This window comes from Novosphingobium sp. Gsoil 351, assembly GCF_009707465.1.
In the GTDB taxonomy this organism is placed as follows: domain Bacteria; phylum Pseudomonadota; class Alphaproteobacteria; order Sphingomonadales; family Sphingomonadaceae; genus Novosphingobium.
On record NZ_CP046120.1, the window covers coordinates 1,857,881 to 1,875,457 of the forward strand.

The 17,577-nt window shown below is 68.1% G+C and carries 14 protein-coding genes and 2 pseudogenes; 7 read left to right on the top strand and 9 right to left on the bottom strand.

Annotation, left to right across the window (positions count from 1 at the left end; all coding sequences use genetic code 11):
- Nucleotides 1-20: 20 nt before the first annotated feature.
- The gene (locus tag GKE62_RS08955) at nt 21-1,325 is read left to right on the top strand and encodes a sensor histidine kinase (protein ID WP_154691944.1); all 1,305 of its coding nucleotides are present in this window, start codon (nt 21-23) and stop codon (nt 1,323-1,325) included.
- Nucleotides 1,326-1,421: 96 nt separating this feature from the next.
- On the opposite strand, the pseudogene GKE62_RS08960 reads toward GKE62_RS08955, so the two are convergent.
- Both GKE62_RS08960 and GKE62_RS08965 read right to left on the bottom strand, forming a co-directional pair.
- Nucleotides 1,422-3,741, bottom strand: a pseudogene (locus GKE62_RS08960) (CDC48 family AAA ATPase).
- A gap of 394 nt (nt 3,742-4,135) precedes the next feature.
- Nucleotides 4,136-4,450 carry a hypothetical protein gene (locus GKE62_RS08965; RefSeq protein WP_154691945.1) on the bottom strand — a complete coding sequence of 105 codons (315 nt, stop codon included), beginning with the start codon at nt 4,448-4,450 and terminating at the stop codon, nt 4,136-4,138.
- A gap of 154 nt (nt 4,451-4,604) precedes the next feature.
- Here GKE62_RS08965 and GKE62_RS08970 point away from each other — a divergent pair, with 154 nt between their 5' ends.
- Genes GKE62_RS08970 through GKE62_RS08995 form a run of 6 tightly spaced genes read left to right on the top strand, consistent with a single transcriptional unit; the run spans nt 4,605 to nt 9,392 of the window.
- Entirely contained in the window at nt 4,605-5,264 is a 660-nt protein-coding gene (locus GKE62_RS08970; RefSeq protein ID WP_154691946.1) for an HAD-IA family hydrolase, read from the top strand.
- Entirely contained in the window at nt 5,261-5,980 is a 720-nt protein-coding gene (locus tag GKE62_RS08975; RefSeq protein WP_154691947.1) for a CoA transferase subunit A, read from the top strand. The genes GKE62_RS08970 and GKE62_RS08975 overlap by 4 nt, the downstream gene beginning before the upstream one ends.
- Complete coding sequence (locus tag GKE62_RS08980) at nt 5,977-6,846, top strand: hypothetical protein (RefSeq protein ID WP_154691948.1); 870 nt, start codon at nt 5,977-5,979, stop codon at nt 6,844-6,846. The genes GKE62_RS08975 and GKE62_RS08980 overlap by 4 nt, the downstream gene beginning before the upstream one ends.
- A 16-nt stretch (nt 6,847-6,862) precedes the next feature.
- Nucleotides 6,863-7,498: a CoA transferase subunit B gene (locus GKE62_RS08985; RefSeq protein ID WP_154691949.1), complete on the top strand. Its 636-nt coding sequence runs from the start codon at nt 6,863-6,865 to the stop codon at nt 7,496-7,498.
- Between the two features lie 25 nt (nt 7,499-7,523).
- Nucleotides 7,524-8,663, top strand: coding sequence for a nitronate monooxygenase family protein (locus GKE62_RS08990; RefSeq protein WP_154691950.1), 1,140 nt, complete (start codon nt 7,524-7,526; stop codon nt 8,661-8,663).
- A 57-nt stretch (nt 8,664-8,720) separates the two neighbouring features.
- Nucleotides 8,721-9,392 carry a ferritin-like domain-containing protein gene (locus GKE62_RS08995; protein WP_154691951.1) on the top strand — a complete coding sequence of 224 codons (672 nt, stop codon included), beginning with the start codon at nt 8,721-8,723 and terminating at the stop codon, nt 9,390-9,392.
- Here GKE62_RS08995 and GKE62_RS09000 read toward each other — a convergent pair.
- From GKE62_RS09000 to hisS, 7 genes and pseudogenes are all read right to left on the bottom strand, one after another.
- On the bottom strand, nt 9,389-10,030 hold the full coding sequence (locus GKE62_RS09000) for a lysozyme (RefSeq protein ID WP_154691952.1): 642 nt from the start codon (nt 10,028-10,030) through the stop codon (nt 9,389-9,391). The genes GKE62_RS08995 and GKE62_RS09000 overlap by 4 nt on opposite strands.
- Nucleotides 10,031-10,209: 179 nt before the next feature.
- Entirely contained in the window at nt 10,210-11,421 is a 1,212-nt protein-coding gene (gene metK, locus GKE62_RS09005; RefSeq protein WP_154691953.1) for a methionine adenosyltransferase, read from the bottom strand.
- A gap of 46 nt (nt 11,422-11,467) precedes the next feature.
- Nucleotides 11,468-13,033, bottom strand: a complete 1,566-nt coding sequence (gene lnt / locus GKE62_RS09010) for an apolipoprotein N-acyltransferase (protein ID WP_230207033.1) — start codon at nt 13,031-13,033, stop codon at nt 11,468-11,470.
- Between the two features lie 13 nt (nt 13,034-13,046).
- The gene (locus tag GKE62_RS09015; RefSeq protein ID WP_154691954.1) at nt 13,047-13,898 is read right to left on the bottom strand and encodes a DUF4167 domain-containing protein; all 852 of its coding nucleotides are present in this window, start codon (nt 13,896-13,898) and stop codon (nt 13,047-13,049) included.
- A 176-nt stretch (nt 13,899-14,074) separates the two neighbouring features.
- On the bottom strand, nt 14,075-14,965 hold the full coding sequence (prmC, locus tag GKE62_RS09020) for a peptide chain release factor N(5)-glutamine methyltransferase (RefSeq protein WP_154691955.1): 891 nt from the start codon (nt 14,963-14,965) through the stop codon (nt 14,075-14,077).
- A 46-nt stretch (nt 14,966-15,011) separates the two neighbouring features.
- Nucleotides 15,012-16,082, bottom strand: coding sequence for a peptide chain release factor 1 (gene prfA, locus GKE62_RS09025; RefSeq protein ID WP_154691956.1), 1,071 nt, complete (start codon nt 16,080-16,082; stop codon nt 15,012-15,014).
- Nucleotides 16,083-16,202: 120 nt separating this feature from the next.
- A pseudogene (gene hisS, locus GKE62_RS09030) lies at nt 16,203-17,485 on the bottom strand (histidine--tRNA ligase).
- Nucleotides 17,486-17,577: the final 92 nt, after the last annotated feature.

Here is a 17,577-nt window from a genome sequence, read left to right on the forward strand (position 1 = left end):
CGCCTAGGCAGCGTCTGCCCATGGCTCTCGAAACCGAACAGCAGATTTTCGCGCGCAAGCGGCTCGGGTGGCGCCGCACCGCGCCGGGGATGGCCAGCCTGGCGCTGTTCGGCCTGGTCGCGCTGTCGCTGCTTGCGGCCACCTTCCTGATCTTCTCCACCGTCCGCGCCGAGCGGGCCGAGCGGGTCCAGGTCGCCCAGACCCGCGAAGTGCTTGAGGCGCTGCGCGAGATCACTACCGCCACGCTCAACGCCGAGACCGGCCAGCGCGGCTATATCATTACGCTCGACCGCCGCTATCTCGCCCCGTTCCAGCTTGGCGCCGCCTCGTACCCAACCGCGATGCGCCGCCTCCACGCGCTGCTCGATCCCGCCGCCGATGCGCGTCAGCGGGCGCTCGTCGCGCGCGTCGAGAAGCTGGCCGACGCCAAGTTTGCGGAGATGGCCGAGACCGTCTCGCTGGTCGACGACGGGCGGATCGTCGATGCCGAGGCACGCCTGCTCAGCGACGAAGGTCAGCAGCTGATGACCGAGCTGCGCGCGACCGCGGGCGAGCTCGAGGCGATCGAGGCGGGACAGCTGAGGCGCGCGGCAAGCGACACCCTGCGGCTCGAAGGGCGCATGGCCCCGCTGCTCGCGGGGCTGCTGCTGCTGATCCTCGGGGCGCTCGTGCTGGGGTTGTGGCAGGTCGTGCGTGGGGCGCGGGCCGAGGCGCTGGCCGCGACTGCGCAAGACCTGAGCGCAGCGCGCGACCGCGCCGATCTGCTCGCGGGCGAGCTCAACCACCGGGTCAAGAACCTGTTCGCGGTGGTCCTGGCGATCGTCAAGATGAGCGGCAAGGGCGATCCGGCGGCCAAGCCGGCGATCGACAAAATTGCCCAGCGGCTCCACGCCCTGCTCCGCTCGCACGAAGTGACCCAGGGCGATCGCACCCGGCCAGAGATTGACCTGCGCGAATTGGTCGATACCGCGCTGGAGCCCTACCGGCTGGACGAATCGCGCGGGCGGATCGAGGGGGATCCGGTCATGCTGCGCTCGCATCTGGCGGTGCCGCTGGGACTAGTGCTCCACGAGCTGGTGACCAACGCGGTCAAGTATGGCGCGCTTGCCAATGGCGATGGCAAGCTGGCGGTAAGCTGGCGGCACGAGGGCGGGCGGGTCCGCCTGATCTGGCGCGAAGAAGGCGCCAAGCCCGTCGCGCCTTCAGGCGACGAAGGCTTCGGCTCGATGCTGATCGGCAGCTCGGCCAAGCAGATCGCCGGAACGATCGAGCGCCACTTTCACCCGACTGGGGTGGAAGTGACGATGGATTTTCCGGTCAAGTAGGCACGCAGCGTCGGGCAGCCGACGCGACGCAGGAGCAAACGAACCGTGCTTCGATAAGCTCGGCGCCAGTGGGTTCCAGGCTAGCTCGTTACTCCCTCACCCGTGCTTCACATCGCGCGTCGAACTGACCATGCCCGGCGCGATGAAGCCGATGGGCGAGACCTCCATCGCCCGCTTCTTCAGCTCGCCCTTCATCTTGGCGTATTCCTCTTCCATCTCCGCGGTCACCGTCGCGCGCGAATCCTCGAGCGCCTCGCGGAAATCTTCGCCGGTGACGTCGCGGACCTCGGCTCCGGCCCGGCGCAGCGCGTTGAGGCCGGCGCGGCGAACGACGTCCTCCAAGTCGGCGCCGGTGAAGCGCTCGGTCTTGGCGGCGACCTTCGCCAGATCGACGTCCGCGGCCAGGGGCATCCCCGCGGTGTGAATCTTGAGGATGTGCAGCCGCCCCGCCTCGCTCGGCGTGCCGACGTAGACCAGTTCATCGAACCTTCCCGGCCGCAGCAGCGCCGGATCGACCAGCGCCGGGCGGTTGGTGGCGCCGATCACGATGACCGACTGCAGCTCCTCCAGCCCGTCCATCTCCGCCAGGATCGTGTTGACCACCCGTGCGGTCGCCTGCGGCTCGCCGGCGCTGCTTCCACGCGCGGGGACCAGGCTGTCGATCTCGTCGATGAAGATCAGGCATGGCGCGACCTGGCGGGCGCGCGCGAACAGCCGCGCGATCTGCTGCTCGCTCTCGCCGAACCACTTGCTCAGCAAATCGGACGATTTGATCGAGATGAAGTTGGCCTCGGCTTCCTTCGCCACTGCCTTGGCGAGAAGCGTCTTGCCGGTCCCGGGAGGCCCATAGAGCAGAAAGCCCTTGGCCGGGCGGATGCCCAGCCGGTGGAATGCCTCGGGCAGCTTGAGGCGGCAGCTCGATGCCTTCGCGCAGCGTCTCGCGCGCCTCGTCGAGACCGCCGACGTCGTCCCAACCCACGGTCGGCACTTGGACCATCACCTCGCGCATTGCGCTTGGCTGGATCCGCTTGAGCGCGTCGAGGAAGTCCTCGCGCTCGACCCGCAAGTCGTCGAGCACTTCGGGCGGGATCGTCTGCGCTTCAAGATCGAGCTTGGGCATGATCCGCCGGACCGCCTCGATCGCCGCCTCGCGCGTCAGCGCGGCCAGATCGGCACCGACGAAGCCGTGCGTGGTGCGCGCCAGCTCCTTGAGATCGACCCCTTCGCCCAGTGGCATACCGCGGGTGTGGATCGCCAGGATTTCGCGGCGACCGCCCTCATCCGGCACGCCAATAACGATCTCGCGATCGAACCGACCGGGCCGGCGCAGCGCCTCGTCGATCGCGTCGGGACGGTTGGTCGCGGCGATCACCACGAGGCTGACGCGCGCTTCGATCCCATCCATCAGCGTCAGGAGCTGGGCGACAAGGCGCTTCTCCGCCTCGCCATGCACCTGGTCGCGTTTGGGTGCGATCGAATCGATCTCGTCGATGAAGATGATCGCGGGGGCCGAACGGGTAGCCTCTTCGAACACCTCGCGCAGGCGCCGCTCGCTCTCGCCATAAGCCGAACCCATGATCTCTGGGCCGTTGATCGTGAAGAAGCTGGCGTCGCTTTCGTTGGCGACGGCCTTGGCCAACCGGGTCTTGCCCGTCCCCGGCGGGCCGTGGAGCAGCACCCCCTTGGGCGGATCGACCCCCAGCCGCCGGAACAGCTCGGGATAGCGGAGCGGTAGCTCGACCATTTCGCGCAACTGCCGGATAGTGTCGCCGATCCCGCCGACGTCGTCGTAGTTGAGCTCGGCGCGGCTGTCGCGCGGCTCTTCATACTCGGCGCGCAACTCGACCTCGGTATTTTCGTCTATGAAGACGACGCCCTTGGGCACCGTCGCCACCACCGACAGGCGGATCTGGGTCAGCGCGAAGGCGGGCACGTTGAGCATCTGGCGCAGCTGGGGCGGCATGTCGCCACGATCGACCTGCTGTTGCCCGGCGGTGGCAACGAGATCGCCCAGCGTCAGCGTCCGCCCGAAGAAGTTGCGCTTGAGCGCCTGCGCCGGGCCTTGGAGCCGCAACTCGCGCTGGGCGGGAGCGAATACCACCCGGCTCGCGGGCTTGGCGACGGCTTTGCGCACCACTACATGCTCGCCCGAAGCGACTTCGGCGTTGGCGCGCTGGAGGCCGTCGAGGCGAATCACCTCGATCCCCTCGTCTTCGGGGTGAGGCAGGATCGCGCGCGCGGCGGTCGCGCGCTTGCCCTCGATCTCGATTACGTCGCCTTCGGTAATCCCCAGCTGGGCCATCGTGGCGCGGCTGATTCGCGCGAAGCCGGTTCCGCTCTCTTCCTGGCGCGCACCCGCGACCTGGAGCCTGATCCCGTTGTCGGTAAGTGCGATCGCGGTCGCTGCGTCAGCCATGGCCCGTCCTGTCAATTAGTCTTCTAGGCGAAGCTAGGGTTGCACGACCGGGAATTCAAACGGGCGGCGCGCTCGGACGATCCCAAGACCAGGTAGAAAAAGCGCGGATGTCACCGTCATCCCCTCGCCCGGGCGCAGAAAAAAGGCCCGGACGTTGCCGTCCGGGCCATGAAAGTTTTGGGAGAGGATGCCTGAAAGGCAGGATCGTTATGCTCCTGACCCAAATATTGTGCAAGTGCGAAAAGGGATTTCAAGGATGAAAAAAACGCAATCGTAGGGCTAGATCGCGCGATACTGGCCGAAATGCTCGGACAGCCGGCAATTCGGAATGTCCTAAAAGCCGCTGACGCCTATCCGAAGCCGCGTTCACCGCTGCGATGCAGCACGTCGGTGATCAATCGGGCCGTGCGCAGCCGCGCTCGGTCGCCGGCCCGACGCTGCGCTCGACCGAAAACGGATAGACCGTGTCCGACATTCCATCGCTACACGGACCGGCGGTCACCCGCAGACGCAATGGCCGGCCATCAAGCAGCCCGCCGATATCGGCAAATCCGGGACCGGCGGTGCGTGTGACCGCGACGACCCGGCCCCGCTGGTCGAGCGGAGTCGAATAGGTCAGGCGATCGCCGTCCACTTTGGCCGCCCAGAACGGCTCGGTCCCCAACGCAGTGAAGCGTCCCGGAAGCGCGAAGTCCGCCGTCGTTCTCACGCATCCACCCAAGAACAAGGCGGCCGGTGCGGCGATGAAGACCAAGCGCAAGCAGCTTCTCCGTGTAGGTCGAGCCCCGCGGAATGCCTAGCATGGCGGAGTCATCCTCGCGAGCAATTGTGCTTCGCCGCGGCGCCGCCTATGGCCCCGCGCGATGGATATTCGGGCAGCGATCTTCGATTTCGGCGGGGTCATCACCGCCTCGCCTTTCGAAGCGTTCAACCGGCTCGAGGCCGAGCGCGGGCTGCCCCACGACCTCGTCCGCCGGATCAATGCCGCCGATCCCGACGGCAATGCCTGGGCCTTGCTCGAACGCGCCGAAATCGGTCGCGCCGAATTCGACGCGCGGTTTGCCGCAGAGGCGGCGGCGCTGGGCCACGACCTGCGCGGCGCCGACGTGCTGGCGGTGATCGCCGGGGCGATCCGCCCGGGAATGGTCGCCGCGCTCGACACGATCCGCGCCGCGGGGTTCAAGCTGGGCTGCATCACCAACAACGTGCCGGGCAGCAGCGGCCCGGCTATGGCCGCCGACGCGCATGCCGAATCGCGCTATGCCGATATCTTCGCCCGGTTCGATTGCGTGATCGAAAGCGCCAAGGCCGGGATCCGCAAGCCCGACCCGCGCATCTACCTGATGATGTGCGAGGCCTTGGCGGCATCGCCAAACGAATGCGTCTATCTCGACGACCTGGGGATCAACTGCAAACCCGCCGCCGTGCTGGGGATGACCGCGATCAAGGTGACGGGCGAGGCGCAGGCGCTCGAGGACCTGTCGCGGGTCCTGGACATCGATTTGGTCGGAGAACCCGCATGAACAAGCTCTATCCCGACGCCGCCGCCGCCTTGGACGGCCTGCTTCGCGACGGTCTGACGATCGCCTGCGGCGGGTTCGGTCTGTGCGGCATTCCCGAGCGCCTGCTCGACGCGGTGCGCGACAGCGGGGTCAAGGACCTGACCTTCGCCAGCAACAACGCCGGCATCGACAACGAAGGCATCGGCAAGCTGCTGCGCACGCGCCAGGTCAGGAAGATGATCGCCAGCTACGTCGGCGAGAACAAGGAGTTCGAACGCCAGTACCTGGCCGGCGAGTTGGAAGTGGAATTCTGTCCGCAGGGTACGCTGGCCGAACGCATGCGCGCGGGCGGCGCGGGGATTCCCGGTTTCTACACCAAGACCGGGGTCGGTACGCTGGTCGCCGAGGGCAAGGAGGCCAAGACCTTCGATGGCCGCAACGGCCCTGAGGAGTTCATCCTCGAGCGCGGCATCTTCGCCGATCTCAGCCTGGTCAAGGCGTGGAAGGCCGACGCGAGCGGCAACTGCGTGTTCCGCAAGACCGCGCGCAACTTCAACCAGCCCGCCGCCACCTGCGGCCAGGTCTGCGTGGTCGAAGTCGAGGAGATCGTCCCCACCGGCAGCCTCGATCCCGACGCGATCCACCTGCCCGGCGTCTACGTCCAGCGCCTGATCGTCGGCGCGCCCTACGACAAGAAGATCGAGTTCCGCATGACCCGGACGCGCGAGGCGGCGTGATCGGGCTGGCCGCCAAGGGCCGTTTGCTTGGCGCCCTCGCGGCGCTTGCGCTGCTCTCCGGCTGCATCGCCGCCGCCGCGCTGCCCCTGATGGCGGGCGGGGCGATGTTCGCCGGCGGCAACGTCAAGATCAGGGCGGCGACACCGCGGCCCAAGTCCTCGGGCACGGTGCGGATCGCCCCCACGCCAGAGGAACGCACGGCCGGGACCGCGGTGGCCGCCTTGGCGCTACCGAGCGCCGCGCCGGCGGGCCTGGGTTCCACCGCTGTCCTCACCGGCCTGACCGAGCTTCCCCCACCCACTCCGTCGGCGGCCGACCCGTGGCGGGCGTTCGTCGACTATGCGGCGCGGCAAGGCGCCGGGCTCGCCGGCAACGGACGGGGCCGTTCGGTCCTTCTCGAATCCGGCACCCAGCTCGTCCTGCCGAAGATGCGGACCTGCGAGGGCAAGCCCCCCGCGGTCATCGTCGATCTCGACGCCGGGCCGGGCCGATTCACCCCCGGCACGGCGGTGACCCCGTCGCCGGGCCTGGCCGAGGGCCTGGCGCGGCTTCGCGAAGCGGGGGTCGTGGTGCTGTGGATCAGCGCGCTGCCCGGAGGCGAGGTCGGTCAGGTCGCCGAGGCCTTGCGCTCCTCAGGGCTCGACCCGGAGGGCAAGGACCCGCTGCTGCTCGCCCGCTCGGCCGATGACCGCAAGCAGGTGCTGCGCGAGGACGCCAACAAGGACGTCTGCGTGATCGCGATTGCCGGCGACCGCAAGGGCGACTTCGACGAGCTGTTCGACTACCTGCGCGATCCGCGCAGCGGCGACGGGCTCGACTACCTGCTCGGCGCTGGATGGTTCATAGCGCCCCCGCCGCTCGGCTGACTGCAAAGGAGTTTCGATGCCCTGGACCCGCGACGACATGGCCGCCCGCGCCGCGCAGGAATTGCGCGACGGGTATTACGTCAACCTGGGCATCGGCATCCCCACGCTCGTCGCCAACCATATCCCGCCCGGCGTCGAAGTCACGCTCCAGTCGGAGAACGGGATGCTGGGGATCGGGCCGTTCCCCTATGACGACGAGGTCGATCCCGATCTGATCAACGCCGGCAAGCAAACGATCAGCGAACTGCCCAGCAGCGCCTATTTCGACAGCGCCGCCAGCTTCGCGATGATCCGCGGCGGGCACATCGACCTGACCGTGCTCGGCGCGATGGAAGTCAGCCAGGACGGCGACATCGCCAACTGGATGATCCCGGGCAAGATGATCAAGGGCATGGGCGGAGCGATGGATCTGGTCGCCGGGGTCAAGAAGATCATCGTGGTGATGGAGCACACCGCCAAGGACGGCAGCCCCAAGTTCATCCCCCAGTGCACCCTGCCGCTGACGGGGCGGAACGTGATCGACATGATCATCACCGACTTGTGCGTGTTCCAGCGGCCCGATCACGCCAGCCCGTTCAAGCTGATCGAATGCGCGCCGGGGGTGACCGCGGACGAGGTGGCGGCCAAGACCACGGCGCGCTACGTGACCTGAGTCGCGCCGCCTGGGAGAGTGCCGCATGAACAACGCCGTCTGCCGCCTGACCGGTTGCGAGTTCCCGCTGTTCGCGTTCAGCCACTGCCGCGACGTCGTCGCCGCGGTGAGCAAGGCGGGCGGGTTCGGGGTGCTTGGGGCCACCCGCTTCAGCCCCGAACAACTCGAGGAGGAACTGGCCTGGATCGACGCGCATGTCGATGGCGCGCCCTATGGCGTCGACGTGCTGGTGCCCGAGACGATCGATCCGCGAGTGGCCGGGATGACCAGCAATGCAGAGCGGGCCGGTGCGATCGGGGCGGCCCATCGCGATTTCGCCAATGCCATTCTCGGCGACTACGGAATCAAGACCGACGCCGCGGTGCCCGTCCTGCGCGAGCGCATGGGTATCACGCCCGAGAATGGCCTGGCGCTGATGGAAGTGGCCTTTCGCCATCCGATCCGGCTGATCGCCAACGCGCTGGGCATCGCGCCGCCCGAAATGCTCGCCGAGGGCAAGCGCCGCGGCGTGCCGGTGGCGGCGCTGGTGGGCGCCAAGGAGCACGCGCTGCGCCAGGCGGCCGCCGGGGTCGACATCATCGTCGCCCAAGGCGGCGAGGCCGGCGGGCACTGCGGCGAAGTCTCGACGCTCGTGCTTATTCCCGAGGTCGTCCGCGCGCTTGCAGGAGCGGGCTATGCCACCCCGGTGCTCGCCGCGGGCGGGATCATGACCGGGGGGCAGATGGCGGCGATGATGGCCGCGGGCGCCCAGGGCGCGTGGACCGGCAGCGTGTGGCTCGCCACGCCCGAGGCCGAGACCAGCGAGGCGTTCCGCGAGCGGATGGTCGCCGCGCGCAGCCGCGACACGGTTCGTTCGAAAAGCCGTACCGGCAAGCCCGCGCGTCAGCTTCGCACCGCGTGGCATGAGGCATGGGACGGCGCGGACTCGCCGGGCACTTTGCCGATGCCATTGATGGGGATGGTATCCGAACCGGCCTTCGCCCGGATCGAGCGCGCGGCCGCCGCCGGGAACGAACAGGCCCGTGACCTCGTTTCCTATTTCGTCGGCCAGGGAGTCGGACTGATCGAGGACGTCCGCCCGGCAAAAGCCGTGGTCCAGGCATTCCGCGAAGAGTTCGCCGAGGCGGTCGGGAGCCTGATGGAGATGCTTGACGACGGTTCATGACCGGCACGTTACCGCGGCGTCCAGTCGGGCCGCCAAAGCCATGGAAACAAAAGCCGAATGACGTCCCTTGCCGCCTTCCGCGCCCGATTTCTCGAAGTCCTCGCCTCAATCTACATCTACAACGAGCACCGTGGCTACACGTCGCTCGACCGGGTGCTGGAGGCGGTGCGCGCGCGCTGCCCGGATGACACCGCGTTCATCGCCGCGGTCGAGAAGCACCGCGCCGACGAGTACAAGCATTACCTGATGTTCAAGCGCTGGTTCGACCTGAAGGGCACGATGCCGCTCCGGGTCGATCGCACCTGCGGCCACATCGACCGCTTCATCGAGGGCGTGTTCGGCTGCCCGATCGAGGACCTCGACACGGCAGCGATCATCGCCGACGGGGCACAGTTCGAGAAGCTGTGCCGGGTGATCATGCTCACCGAACAGCGCGGGATGCGGCAGGTCGAGATCCTGCTCAGGAACAGCCATATCCGCTCCGACCCGGTGATGACCAAGATCTTCCGTATCGTCGAGGAAGACGAACCCGATCATTGGCTGCCCTACCACGGCTGGCTGACCCGCCAGGGACGGGTCACCGCGAAATGGCGCGAACGCTGGACCGACTACTGGATCCACAAATCGCTGATGCTGGCCAAGCTGCCTGCGGTGTTCCTCAACGCCCGTTCGCCCCGGCTGGAGCGGTGGCCGCACGAGGATGCGGCGGTCTATGCCATGGCGGCTTAGCCGAACAATCGTTCGAACCAGTTCGGGGCCGATTTTTCGGTCGGGCCGACCGCGCCGCAAGCCGGGGCCGGAGGTCCGTCGGCAACGGTAGCGGACGCCACCAGCAGCCCTTCCAAGGTTTTCTCGATGCTGATGCGCTCGGGTCTGACCGGCCGGTAGGTGGACTTTTCTACGTCGTACACCGCAACGCTGCCATCTCTCGACCACCTTGCGGCGAAGAACAGGTCGCGCTCACGGCGGCGACGCGCAAGGATTGTAGGGGGCCTGCGCCAGTCGCGGATGGCCTCGCGAGCGGCCGCGAGATCGCCGTCAAGAAACCGCTTGAGCCATGTCGCGCGCCCGATCGCGCCGGTGTTGTAGTGGAACAAGAGCGCGGCGGCGAGCTGGTGTTCGCAAGGCTTGAACGCGGCGAACACCGCGGGGAGATAGCGCGTGCTCAGGAGCCACACGAACACTTCGAGGCAGCGTTTGATGCTCTGCGGGTTGTCGCGGTAACGGCCGACCCGGTGCCCGCTGGCGTCGGTGATGCCCATGCTCCAGGTCCACACGCCGGCGCTGTCGCGATAGGCTTCGCGCGCCAGCCCCTCGTGCCGGATGATCTCGCTGACGATGTGGGGAGTGAGGGAGTCGACAGTCACGCGAATCGCCTTTCGCCAAAGACCAGCGTGATGGCGATTCAGGCTCGTGTAGGAAAGTTGTCTTTACCGTATCGGTTCAAACTCGGCGTAGCTCGCCGTTATCGGCGCGACCGGCCTGCGACGGGCGCCGACCCGCGCACCGTGAGCCGCGACGGGAACGCCGCGCTTGCGGTTGTCGATCAGCCCAGCGCCGCCCGCAGATCCTCGACCAGATCGGTCCGTTCCCACGGGAACAGGTCGCCTTCAGGCTTCCGCCCGAAATGCCCATAGGCGGCGGTCTTGCGGTAGATCGGCTTGTTCAGCGACAGATGCGTGCGGATGCCGCGCGGGGTCAAGCCGCCGAGCTTGGCGATGCTCTTGATCGCTTCCTCCAGCTTGTCGTCGCCGACCGTGCCGGTCCCGTGCGTATCGACATAGAGCGACAACGGCGCGCTCACCCCGATCGCATAGGCGAGCTGGATAGTGCAACGTGCGGCGAACCCGCCCGCGACAATGTTCTTGGCCAGATAGCGCGCGATGTAGGCGGCAGAGCGATCGACCTTGGTCGGGTCCTTGCCGCTGAAAGCGCCGCCGCCATGCGGCGCCGCGCCGCCATAAGTGTCGACGATGATCTTGCGCCCGGTCAGTCCGGCGTCGCCATCGGGGCCGCCGATCTCGAAGCTGCCGGTGGGGTTGATGTGGTAGACGGTCTCGTTGGTCAGCAGCTCGGCGGGGAGCACGTCGGCGACGACCGCGCGCACGTAATTGTGCAGTTCGGCCTCTTTCGCCCCCTCGTCATAGCCCTTGGCGTGCTGGGTCGAGACGACGATCGCGGTCGCGGCGGACGGCTTGCCATCGCGGAAGCGCAGCGTGACCTGGCTCTTGGCGTCGGGCTGGAGAAAGGGCGCCGCGCCCGAATGACGATCGGCGGCCATCCGCTCGAGGATCTTGTGGCTGTAGTGGAGCGTGGCGGGCATCAGATCCGGCGTCTCGTCGCAGGCGAACCCGAACATGATCCCCTGGTCGCCCGCGCCTTCCTCCTTGGCTTCACCGGCGTCGACACCTTGCGCAATGTGCGCCGACTGGGGGTGGAGGTTATTCGAGAAATCGAGCGTTTCCCAGTGGAACCCGTCTTGCTCGTAGCCGATCTCGCGGACGACATCGCGCACGGTCCGCTCGATTTCGTCGCGCACCCCGTCGGCCCAGTTGCCGTCCTCGTCCATGATGTTCTTGCCGCGAATTTCCCCCGCCAGCACGACCTTCTGGGTGGTCGTCAGCGTTTCGCAGGCGACCCGCGCCTCGGGGTCCTTGGCCAGGAACAGATCGACGATCGCGTCGGAAATCTGGTCGGAGACCTTGTCCGGGTGGCCCTCGGAAACGCTCTCCGAGGTGAACAGGAATTCGCTGCGCATGGGGAAGTCCGTTATATAAAGAAAGCTTTATGTGCGGTGCGCGGCTCTAGCGGGGGCGGCGGCGCAAGGCAACCAAGGACAGCGCAAGCAAGACTATGGCCCAGCCAAGCGGGAGCATATTGCCCGTGCGGGCGAACGGTGTCGGCGGCTTGGCCCGGGGCACGAAGGCGTCCATCCGTGCGGCGCGATGCTGGGGGACGGTCTGTCGAACCACGCCGTTGGCGTCGATCGCTGCGCTGATACCTGTGGTCGTCGCGCGCAGGATCGGCAGCCCTTCCTCGATCGCCCGCATCCGCGCCTGGGCCAGATGCTGCGGCGGTCCAAAGCGGCCGAACCAGCCGTCGTTCGATGGATTGAACAGGAAATCGGGGCGGTTGCCACGCTCGACCACCTGGCCGGAAAAGATGATTTCATAGCAGATCTGCACCCCGATCCGGCCCCACGGTTGCAGGTCCAGCGTGCGCGGGCCGGGGCCGGAGCGAAAATCGAGACTGCCCGCCACGAGCCGCGAAGCCCCGAGCGGCTCGAGCAATCCGCGCATCGGCAGGTATTCGCCGTATGGCACCAGGTGCGCCTTGACATAGCCGCTGCGGATGCGCCCCTCGCCATCGAGCGCGGTCACTGCGTTGTCTGCGGCGACCACCCGGCGGCCCCGCATGACCAGATCGACCGCGCCGGTCAGCAGCAGACTCCCTGGCCCGATCACCCGTCCGATCCGTTCGCGAGCCGCCTTGGGATCGGCGGCGTAAGTCGATTCGGCGTAGAACAGCTCAGGATATCCGGGGCGCAGATAGTCCGGCACCCCCGATTCGGGCCACAACACCAGCCGCCGCTGGCCCGGATGCCGCGCTAGGCTGAGCTGCGCGGTGCGGCGGAACTGGCTTTCGTATTTGGTCGGATCGGTCAGCTCATCCTGCGGGATGTTGGGCTGGACGAGGGTGTATGGCAGGGTGCCGGGCTGAGCGGCGGGAACGTAGAGCTGGGGCGCCAGCACCGCGAGGAACGGCGCCAGGGCCAGCGCGATGCGGCGGGCGGTGCTGATCTCCAGCACCGCCAACCACCAGCACCCGCCCAACAGCGCCGCCAGCGCCGAAAGCGCGTAGGTTCCCAGCCACGGGGCGAGCAGTGCCAGGCCGGGGCGCGACCACGGCCCCAGCGCGATCATCCCCAGCGGGTTCCACACGAACCCGGTGAACACCCAACTGCGCAGCCATTCGGTGATCGTCCACAGCGAGGCGAAGGCGAGGACGAGCGCGAGCGGCGAGCGGCGGGCGATCGCCCACGCCGCAACCGCCGCCAGCATCGGATAGACCGCCAGGTACAGCGCCAGCATGAACACCGCGATCCAGCCGAGCCAGGCGGGCATCTCGGCCTGATAGGTGAAGGCGGTGGCGATCCACCCGTTGCCGAAGGCGAAATGCCCGACGCCGAACACCCAGCCCAGCAGCGCCGCGCGGCGCCAGTTGGGCGCATCCGCGATCAGGTAGAGCAGGACCGCGATGCCGGCCAGCGTCAGCGGCCACAGCGACAACGGAGCGAAGCCGGCAGCCGAGGCTAGCCCGGCAGCAAAAATAATCGACAGAAGGCGGCGCGGCAGCACCGGAATTATCACCGGTGCCGTGCGATCAGCCGGTCACCACCTCGAGCGGTTCGCCGCCGTCGGGAAGTGGGGTCTTGCGCGGACGACCACGGCGGCGCGGGGCCGGTGCTTCTTCGGCCTCGGCCTCGTTCGCGATCACCTGCGCCCGCGATTCGGCGATGGCCGGAGGCAGGATCGACGCGTCGAACCCGATCGGCTCGCCGGCCTCGGCGTCGCCACCGGTCACCGGGCCGCCGGTCACCGGGCGCTCTTCGCGATCGCGGCGGGGGCGCAGGCCGCGGGTGTTGCGGACGAACGGGTTGGGGGCTGGCGCTTCGCCTTCCGCGGCACTGCCTAGCGGATTGCTTTCGCCGTTCGCCTGGCTTTCCTCGCCGCGCGGGCGCTGGGGTCCGCGCTGCTCGTAGCCGCGCGCCTCGCGGGCGCCGTCGGGCGGGCGCTGATCCCGCGGCTGGCGTTCTTCGCGAGGCTCGCGGGCCTCGCGCGATTCCTCGCGGCGATAGTTCATCGGCTGGTCGAAGCCGGGGATGTCGTTCTCGGCGCCGAACTCGTTCTCGTCGCTCTCGTCGAAGCCGCCGCCCTCGCCCGGACGCTCGTTGGGGCGTCCGCCGCGCTGCTCGTCCTGGCGGACGCGGGTGTCGGCGCTGACCCGGAAATAGTGGTCGGCGAACTGGAGATAGTATTCGGCCTGGACGCGATCGCCATTGAGGTGCGCGTCCTGAGCCAGCTTGCGATACTTCTCGAGCATCTGCGGCGCGTTGCCGCGCGCGCGGCTGTCGATCCGGTTGAGCTGCTGACCCCCGCCCTGCGGCCGGTTGTTGTTGCCCCGTCCCCGACGCCGATTGTTATTGTTACGGTTGTTGTTGCTGTTGTTGTTCAAGACAGCCTCGTCCTCTGGCTGGAGCGAGCGGACGGCAAAGGGCCGGACCGGTCGCGAAGTACCGCTTTCGCGCGCCCACAAGGGCGTTGCGAAAGTCCCTCATCTGCGGTGCGGAGCGGGGCGGCTGCCCTTGCGCTGCGGCAAATGGTGGAGTGGGCCGGGCGGGCGGGACCTTGTCATCCACCTGCTGGCTTGGTTTCGAGGTAATGCGGATCGCGCGCTTTGCCAAGCGGTTTCTTGCCAAGGCCCGACAGCGCGAGCGCGCGCGGGCGATTGGCCAGATCGCGGTGGAGTTCGGCCGCGAAACCAGCGGTGTGGGCCAGCGCGGCGACGGCGTCGGCCTGCGTGGCGCCGATCTCCACCACCGCCACGCCGCCGTCCTCGATCAGCGCGGGCAGTTGCGGGATCAGCGCGCGATAGGCGTCGAGGCCGTCCGCGCCTGCGAACAGGGCCCCGGCGGGCTCGTGATCGCGCACTTGCGGGTCGAGCGCGGCGCCGTCCTCGACGTAGGGCGGGTTGGCGAGGATCAGATCGAAGCGGCCGAGATCGGCGGCCCAGCCGGGGCGATTCCAGTCTCCCAGTTGCATCATTGTGGCAGCAGCAAGTGCGAGCATGCCGGCGTTTTCGCGCGCGATGGCGACCGCCTCGGGCGAACGGTCGATCCCCACCCCCAGCGCGCCGGGGCGCTCGGCCAGCACGGTGAGTAACAGCGCGCCCGATCCCACCCCGCAATCGAGCACCCGGCGCGGCGCGGGGCACGCGGCGAGCGCGGCGAGCACGGTGGTCTCGCTGTCGGCGCGCGGGATCAGCACGCCGGGCCCGACCCTGAAGGATCGCCCGAGGAAATCCTGCGAGCCGACGATGTAGGCGACGGGTTCACCGTTCAGGCGGCGCACCACCAGCCCGGCGATTCCCGCCGGGACCGGATCGCGCATCGCCCGGATCAGCATGTCCGGGCGGGACAGACCCAGAACGTGCGCCATCAGCAGTTCGGCATCGAGCCGCGGGGTGTCCGAGACCCGGGCGAGAACCTCCGCGGCCTCGCGGATGGCGAGCGCGACGGTCACCCCGACCGACTTGCCAAGACCCGCTTGTCCTCGACCCGCCGAAACCTCACTCCCCCACCGCCGCCAGCCGCTTGGCCTGGTCCTCGGCGATCAGCGCGGCGATCAGTTCGCCCAGGCCCGGGCCTTCGAGGATTTCCGGCAGCCGGTGCAGCGTCAACCCGATGCGGTGATCGGTGACCCGGCCTTGCGGGAAGTTGTAGGTGCGGATGCGTTCGGAGCGGTCGCCCGAACCGACCATCGCCTTCCTCGCCTCGGCCTCGGCCCCGTGCGCCTCGGCGCGGCGCAGGTCGTAGAGCCGCGTGCGCAGCACCTGCATCGCCTTGTCCTTGTTCTTGTGCTGGCTGCGCTGGTCCTGCTGGATGACGACCAGCCCGGTGGGCAGATGGGTCAGGCGGACGGCCGAATCGGTGGTGTTGACGTGCTGCCCGCCCGCGCCGGACGCCCTGTAGATGTCGATCTTGATGTCGCCGGGATCGATCTGGACATCGACCTCGTCGGGCTCGGGCAGCACCGCGACGGTCGCGGCGGAGGTGTGGATGCGCCCGCCGCTTTCGGTGACGGGCACCCGCTGGACGCGATGGACGCCGCTTTCGTATTTGAGCTGCGCGAACACGCCGGTTCCGGCGATGTTGGCGACGATTTCCTTGTATCCGCCCAGATCGTTGACGTTGGCCGAGATGACCTCGACCTTCCAGCCCTGCTCGGCGGCGAAGCGCTCGTACATGCGGAACAGGTCGGCCGCGAACAACGCCGCCTCGTCGCCCCCGGTCCCGCCGCGGATTTCGAGCATCGCCGGCCGCGCATCGGCGGAATCGCGCGGCAGCATGGCGATGGCCAGCGCCTGTTCGGCGGCGGGCAGTTCGGCGTTGAGCCGGGCGATGTCGTCGGCCACCAGCGCGCGCATTTCGGGATCGGGATCGCTGATCGCGCTCAGCTCCGCCAGCTCCCCGCGCATCTCGCGCACCGACGCGGCGGCGCGGGCGACAGGTTCGAGTTCGGAATAATCGCGCGATGCCGCGACGAAGTCCGCGCCTTCGAGCGTGCCTGAGGCGAGGCGCGCTTCGAGCTGGGCGAACCGTTCGGCGATCTGGGCAAGGCGGGCGTCGGTGATGGTCACGACGCAGTCCCCAAATAAAACTCCCCGTCACCCCGGCGCAGGCCGGGGTCCAACCAGCCCATCACCGTGCAGCGACGACAGGTTGGATAGGCCCCGGCCTGCGCCGGGGCGACGGTAAGTTCAAACATTGCCATGAGCCAGCATCGGCACGCCTAGCGCCGCCAATACTGCATCCCTCACCGCGAACGAATGCTCGTCGTCTCCGAACCACTGCAAGTAGTACTGGCCTCTCGGATCGTCCGCGCGCCGCACAAACACGACGCCGCTGGCAGCCGATTTGCGGGCGATCTCGACTCGCCGTTTGGGATTACCCTTGAAGGCAATGTCCGCAGGAATGCTAGCACAACGCAGCTTGTTGAGGATTGTGAGGGCGTCAGCCTCCAGTTCTGGGCTATCAGGGGCTACCGCCACCGATATCGGCACTGGCACCTCCCCCACCAGCATCGCCAGCCGCTCGATCCCCGCCGCCCAGCCGACCGCCGGGGTGTGGGGCCCGCCCAGCGTCTCCATCAGCCCGTCATAGCGCCCGCCGCCTAGCACCGTGCCCTGCGCGCCCAGCCGGTCGGTGACGAACTCGAAGGCGGTGTGGCGATAGTAGTCCAGACCTCTCACCAGCGATTCCGCGCGCTGCCAAGCGACGCCCGCCGCGGCCAGCCCATCGCAGACCTTGCCGAAGAACGCCTGCGCCTCGCCGCTCAGGAAGGCGTCGATCTTGGGCGCGTCGGCCAGGAACGCCTTGTCGCGCGGGTCCTTGCTGTCGAGGATGCGCAGGGGATTTCGTTCCAGCCGCTCCTGGCTGTCCTCGCTCAAATTCGCCCGGTGATCGCGGAAGTATTCGACCAGCGCCGTCCGCCACGCCTCGCGGCTGGCGCCATCGCCCAGCGTGTTGAGCTGCAAGGTCACCCCGTCCGCGATGCCCAGTTCCTTGAGCAGTTGATCCGCCATCGCCAGCAGCTCGACGTCGGCCTGCGGCTCGCCCGCGCCGATGATTTCGGCGTCGAGCTGGTGGAACTGGCGGTAGCGGCCCTTTGCGGGCGTTCGTAGCGGAACAAGGGCCCGTGGGTGGCGACCTTCAAGGGCGCGTGCTGCTGCCAGCCGTTGGTAAGGTAGGCGCGGGCGATGCCGGCGGTAAATTCGGGGCGCAGGGTCAGCGATTCATCGCCGCGATCCGTAAAACTGTACATCTCCTTGGAGACGACATCGGTGGTCTCGCCGATCGAGCGGCTGAACACTTCGGTCTTCTCGAACACCGGCATCTCGATCCGGCGGAAGCGGTACAGCTTGCGCACGCGTTCGAAGGTTTCGACCACGTGCTGGAACGCCTCGGCCTCGGCGCCGAAGATGTCCTGGGTGCCGCGGATGGCCTGAGGCGTTTTCAGGGGCGGGGTTTTGGGCGTGGTCATGCTGGCGCGGCGCTTAGCGGGAATGGGGATTTGGGGAAAGGGCGGCGCTCATTCCCCCTCCCGCCCGCGGGAAGGGGGATGCAAACGCGACC

Coding starts and splice junctions, on each gene's coding strand:
- GKE62_RS08955 (WP_154691944.1), top strand. CDS start 21: ATGGCTCTCGAAACCGAACAGCAGATTTTCGCGCGCAAGCGGCTCGGG.
- GKE62_RS08970 (WP_154691946.1), top strand. CDS start 4,605: ATGGATATTCGGGCAGCGATCTTCGATTTCGGCGGGGTCATCACCGCC.
- GKE62_RS08975 (WP_154691947.1), top strand. CDS start 5,261: ATGAACAAGCTCTATCCCGACGCCGCCGCCGCCTTGGACGGCCTGCTT.
- GKE62_RS08985 (WP_154691949.1), top strand. CDS start 6,863: ATGCCCTGGACCCGCGACGACATGGCCGCCCGCGCCGCGCAGGAATTG.
- GKE62_RS08990 (WP_154691950.1), top strand. CDS start 7,524: ATGAACAACGCCGTCTGCCGCCTGACCGGTTGCGAGTTCCCGCTGTTC.
- GKE62_RS08995 (WP_154691951.1), top strand. CDS start 8,721: ATGACGTCCCTTGCCGCCTTCCGCGCCCGATTTCTCGAAGTCCTCGCC.
- metK (WP_154691953.1), bottom strand. CDS start 11,421: ATGCGCAGCGAATTCCTGTTCACCTCGGAGAGCGTTTCCGAGGGCCAC.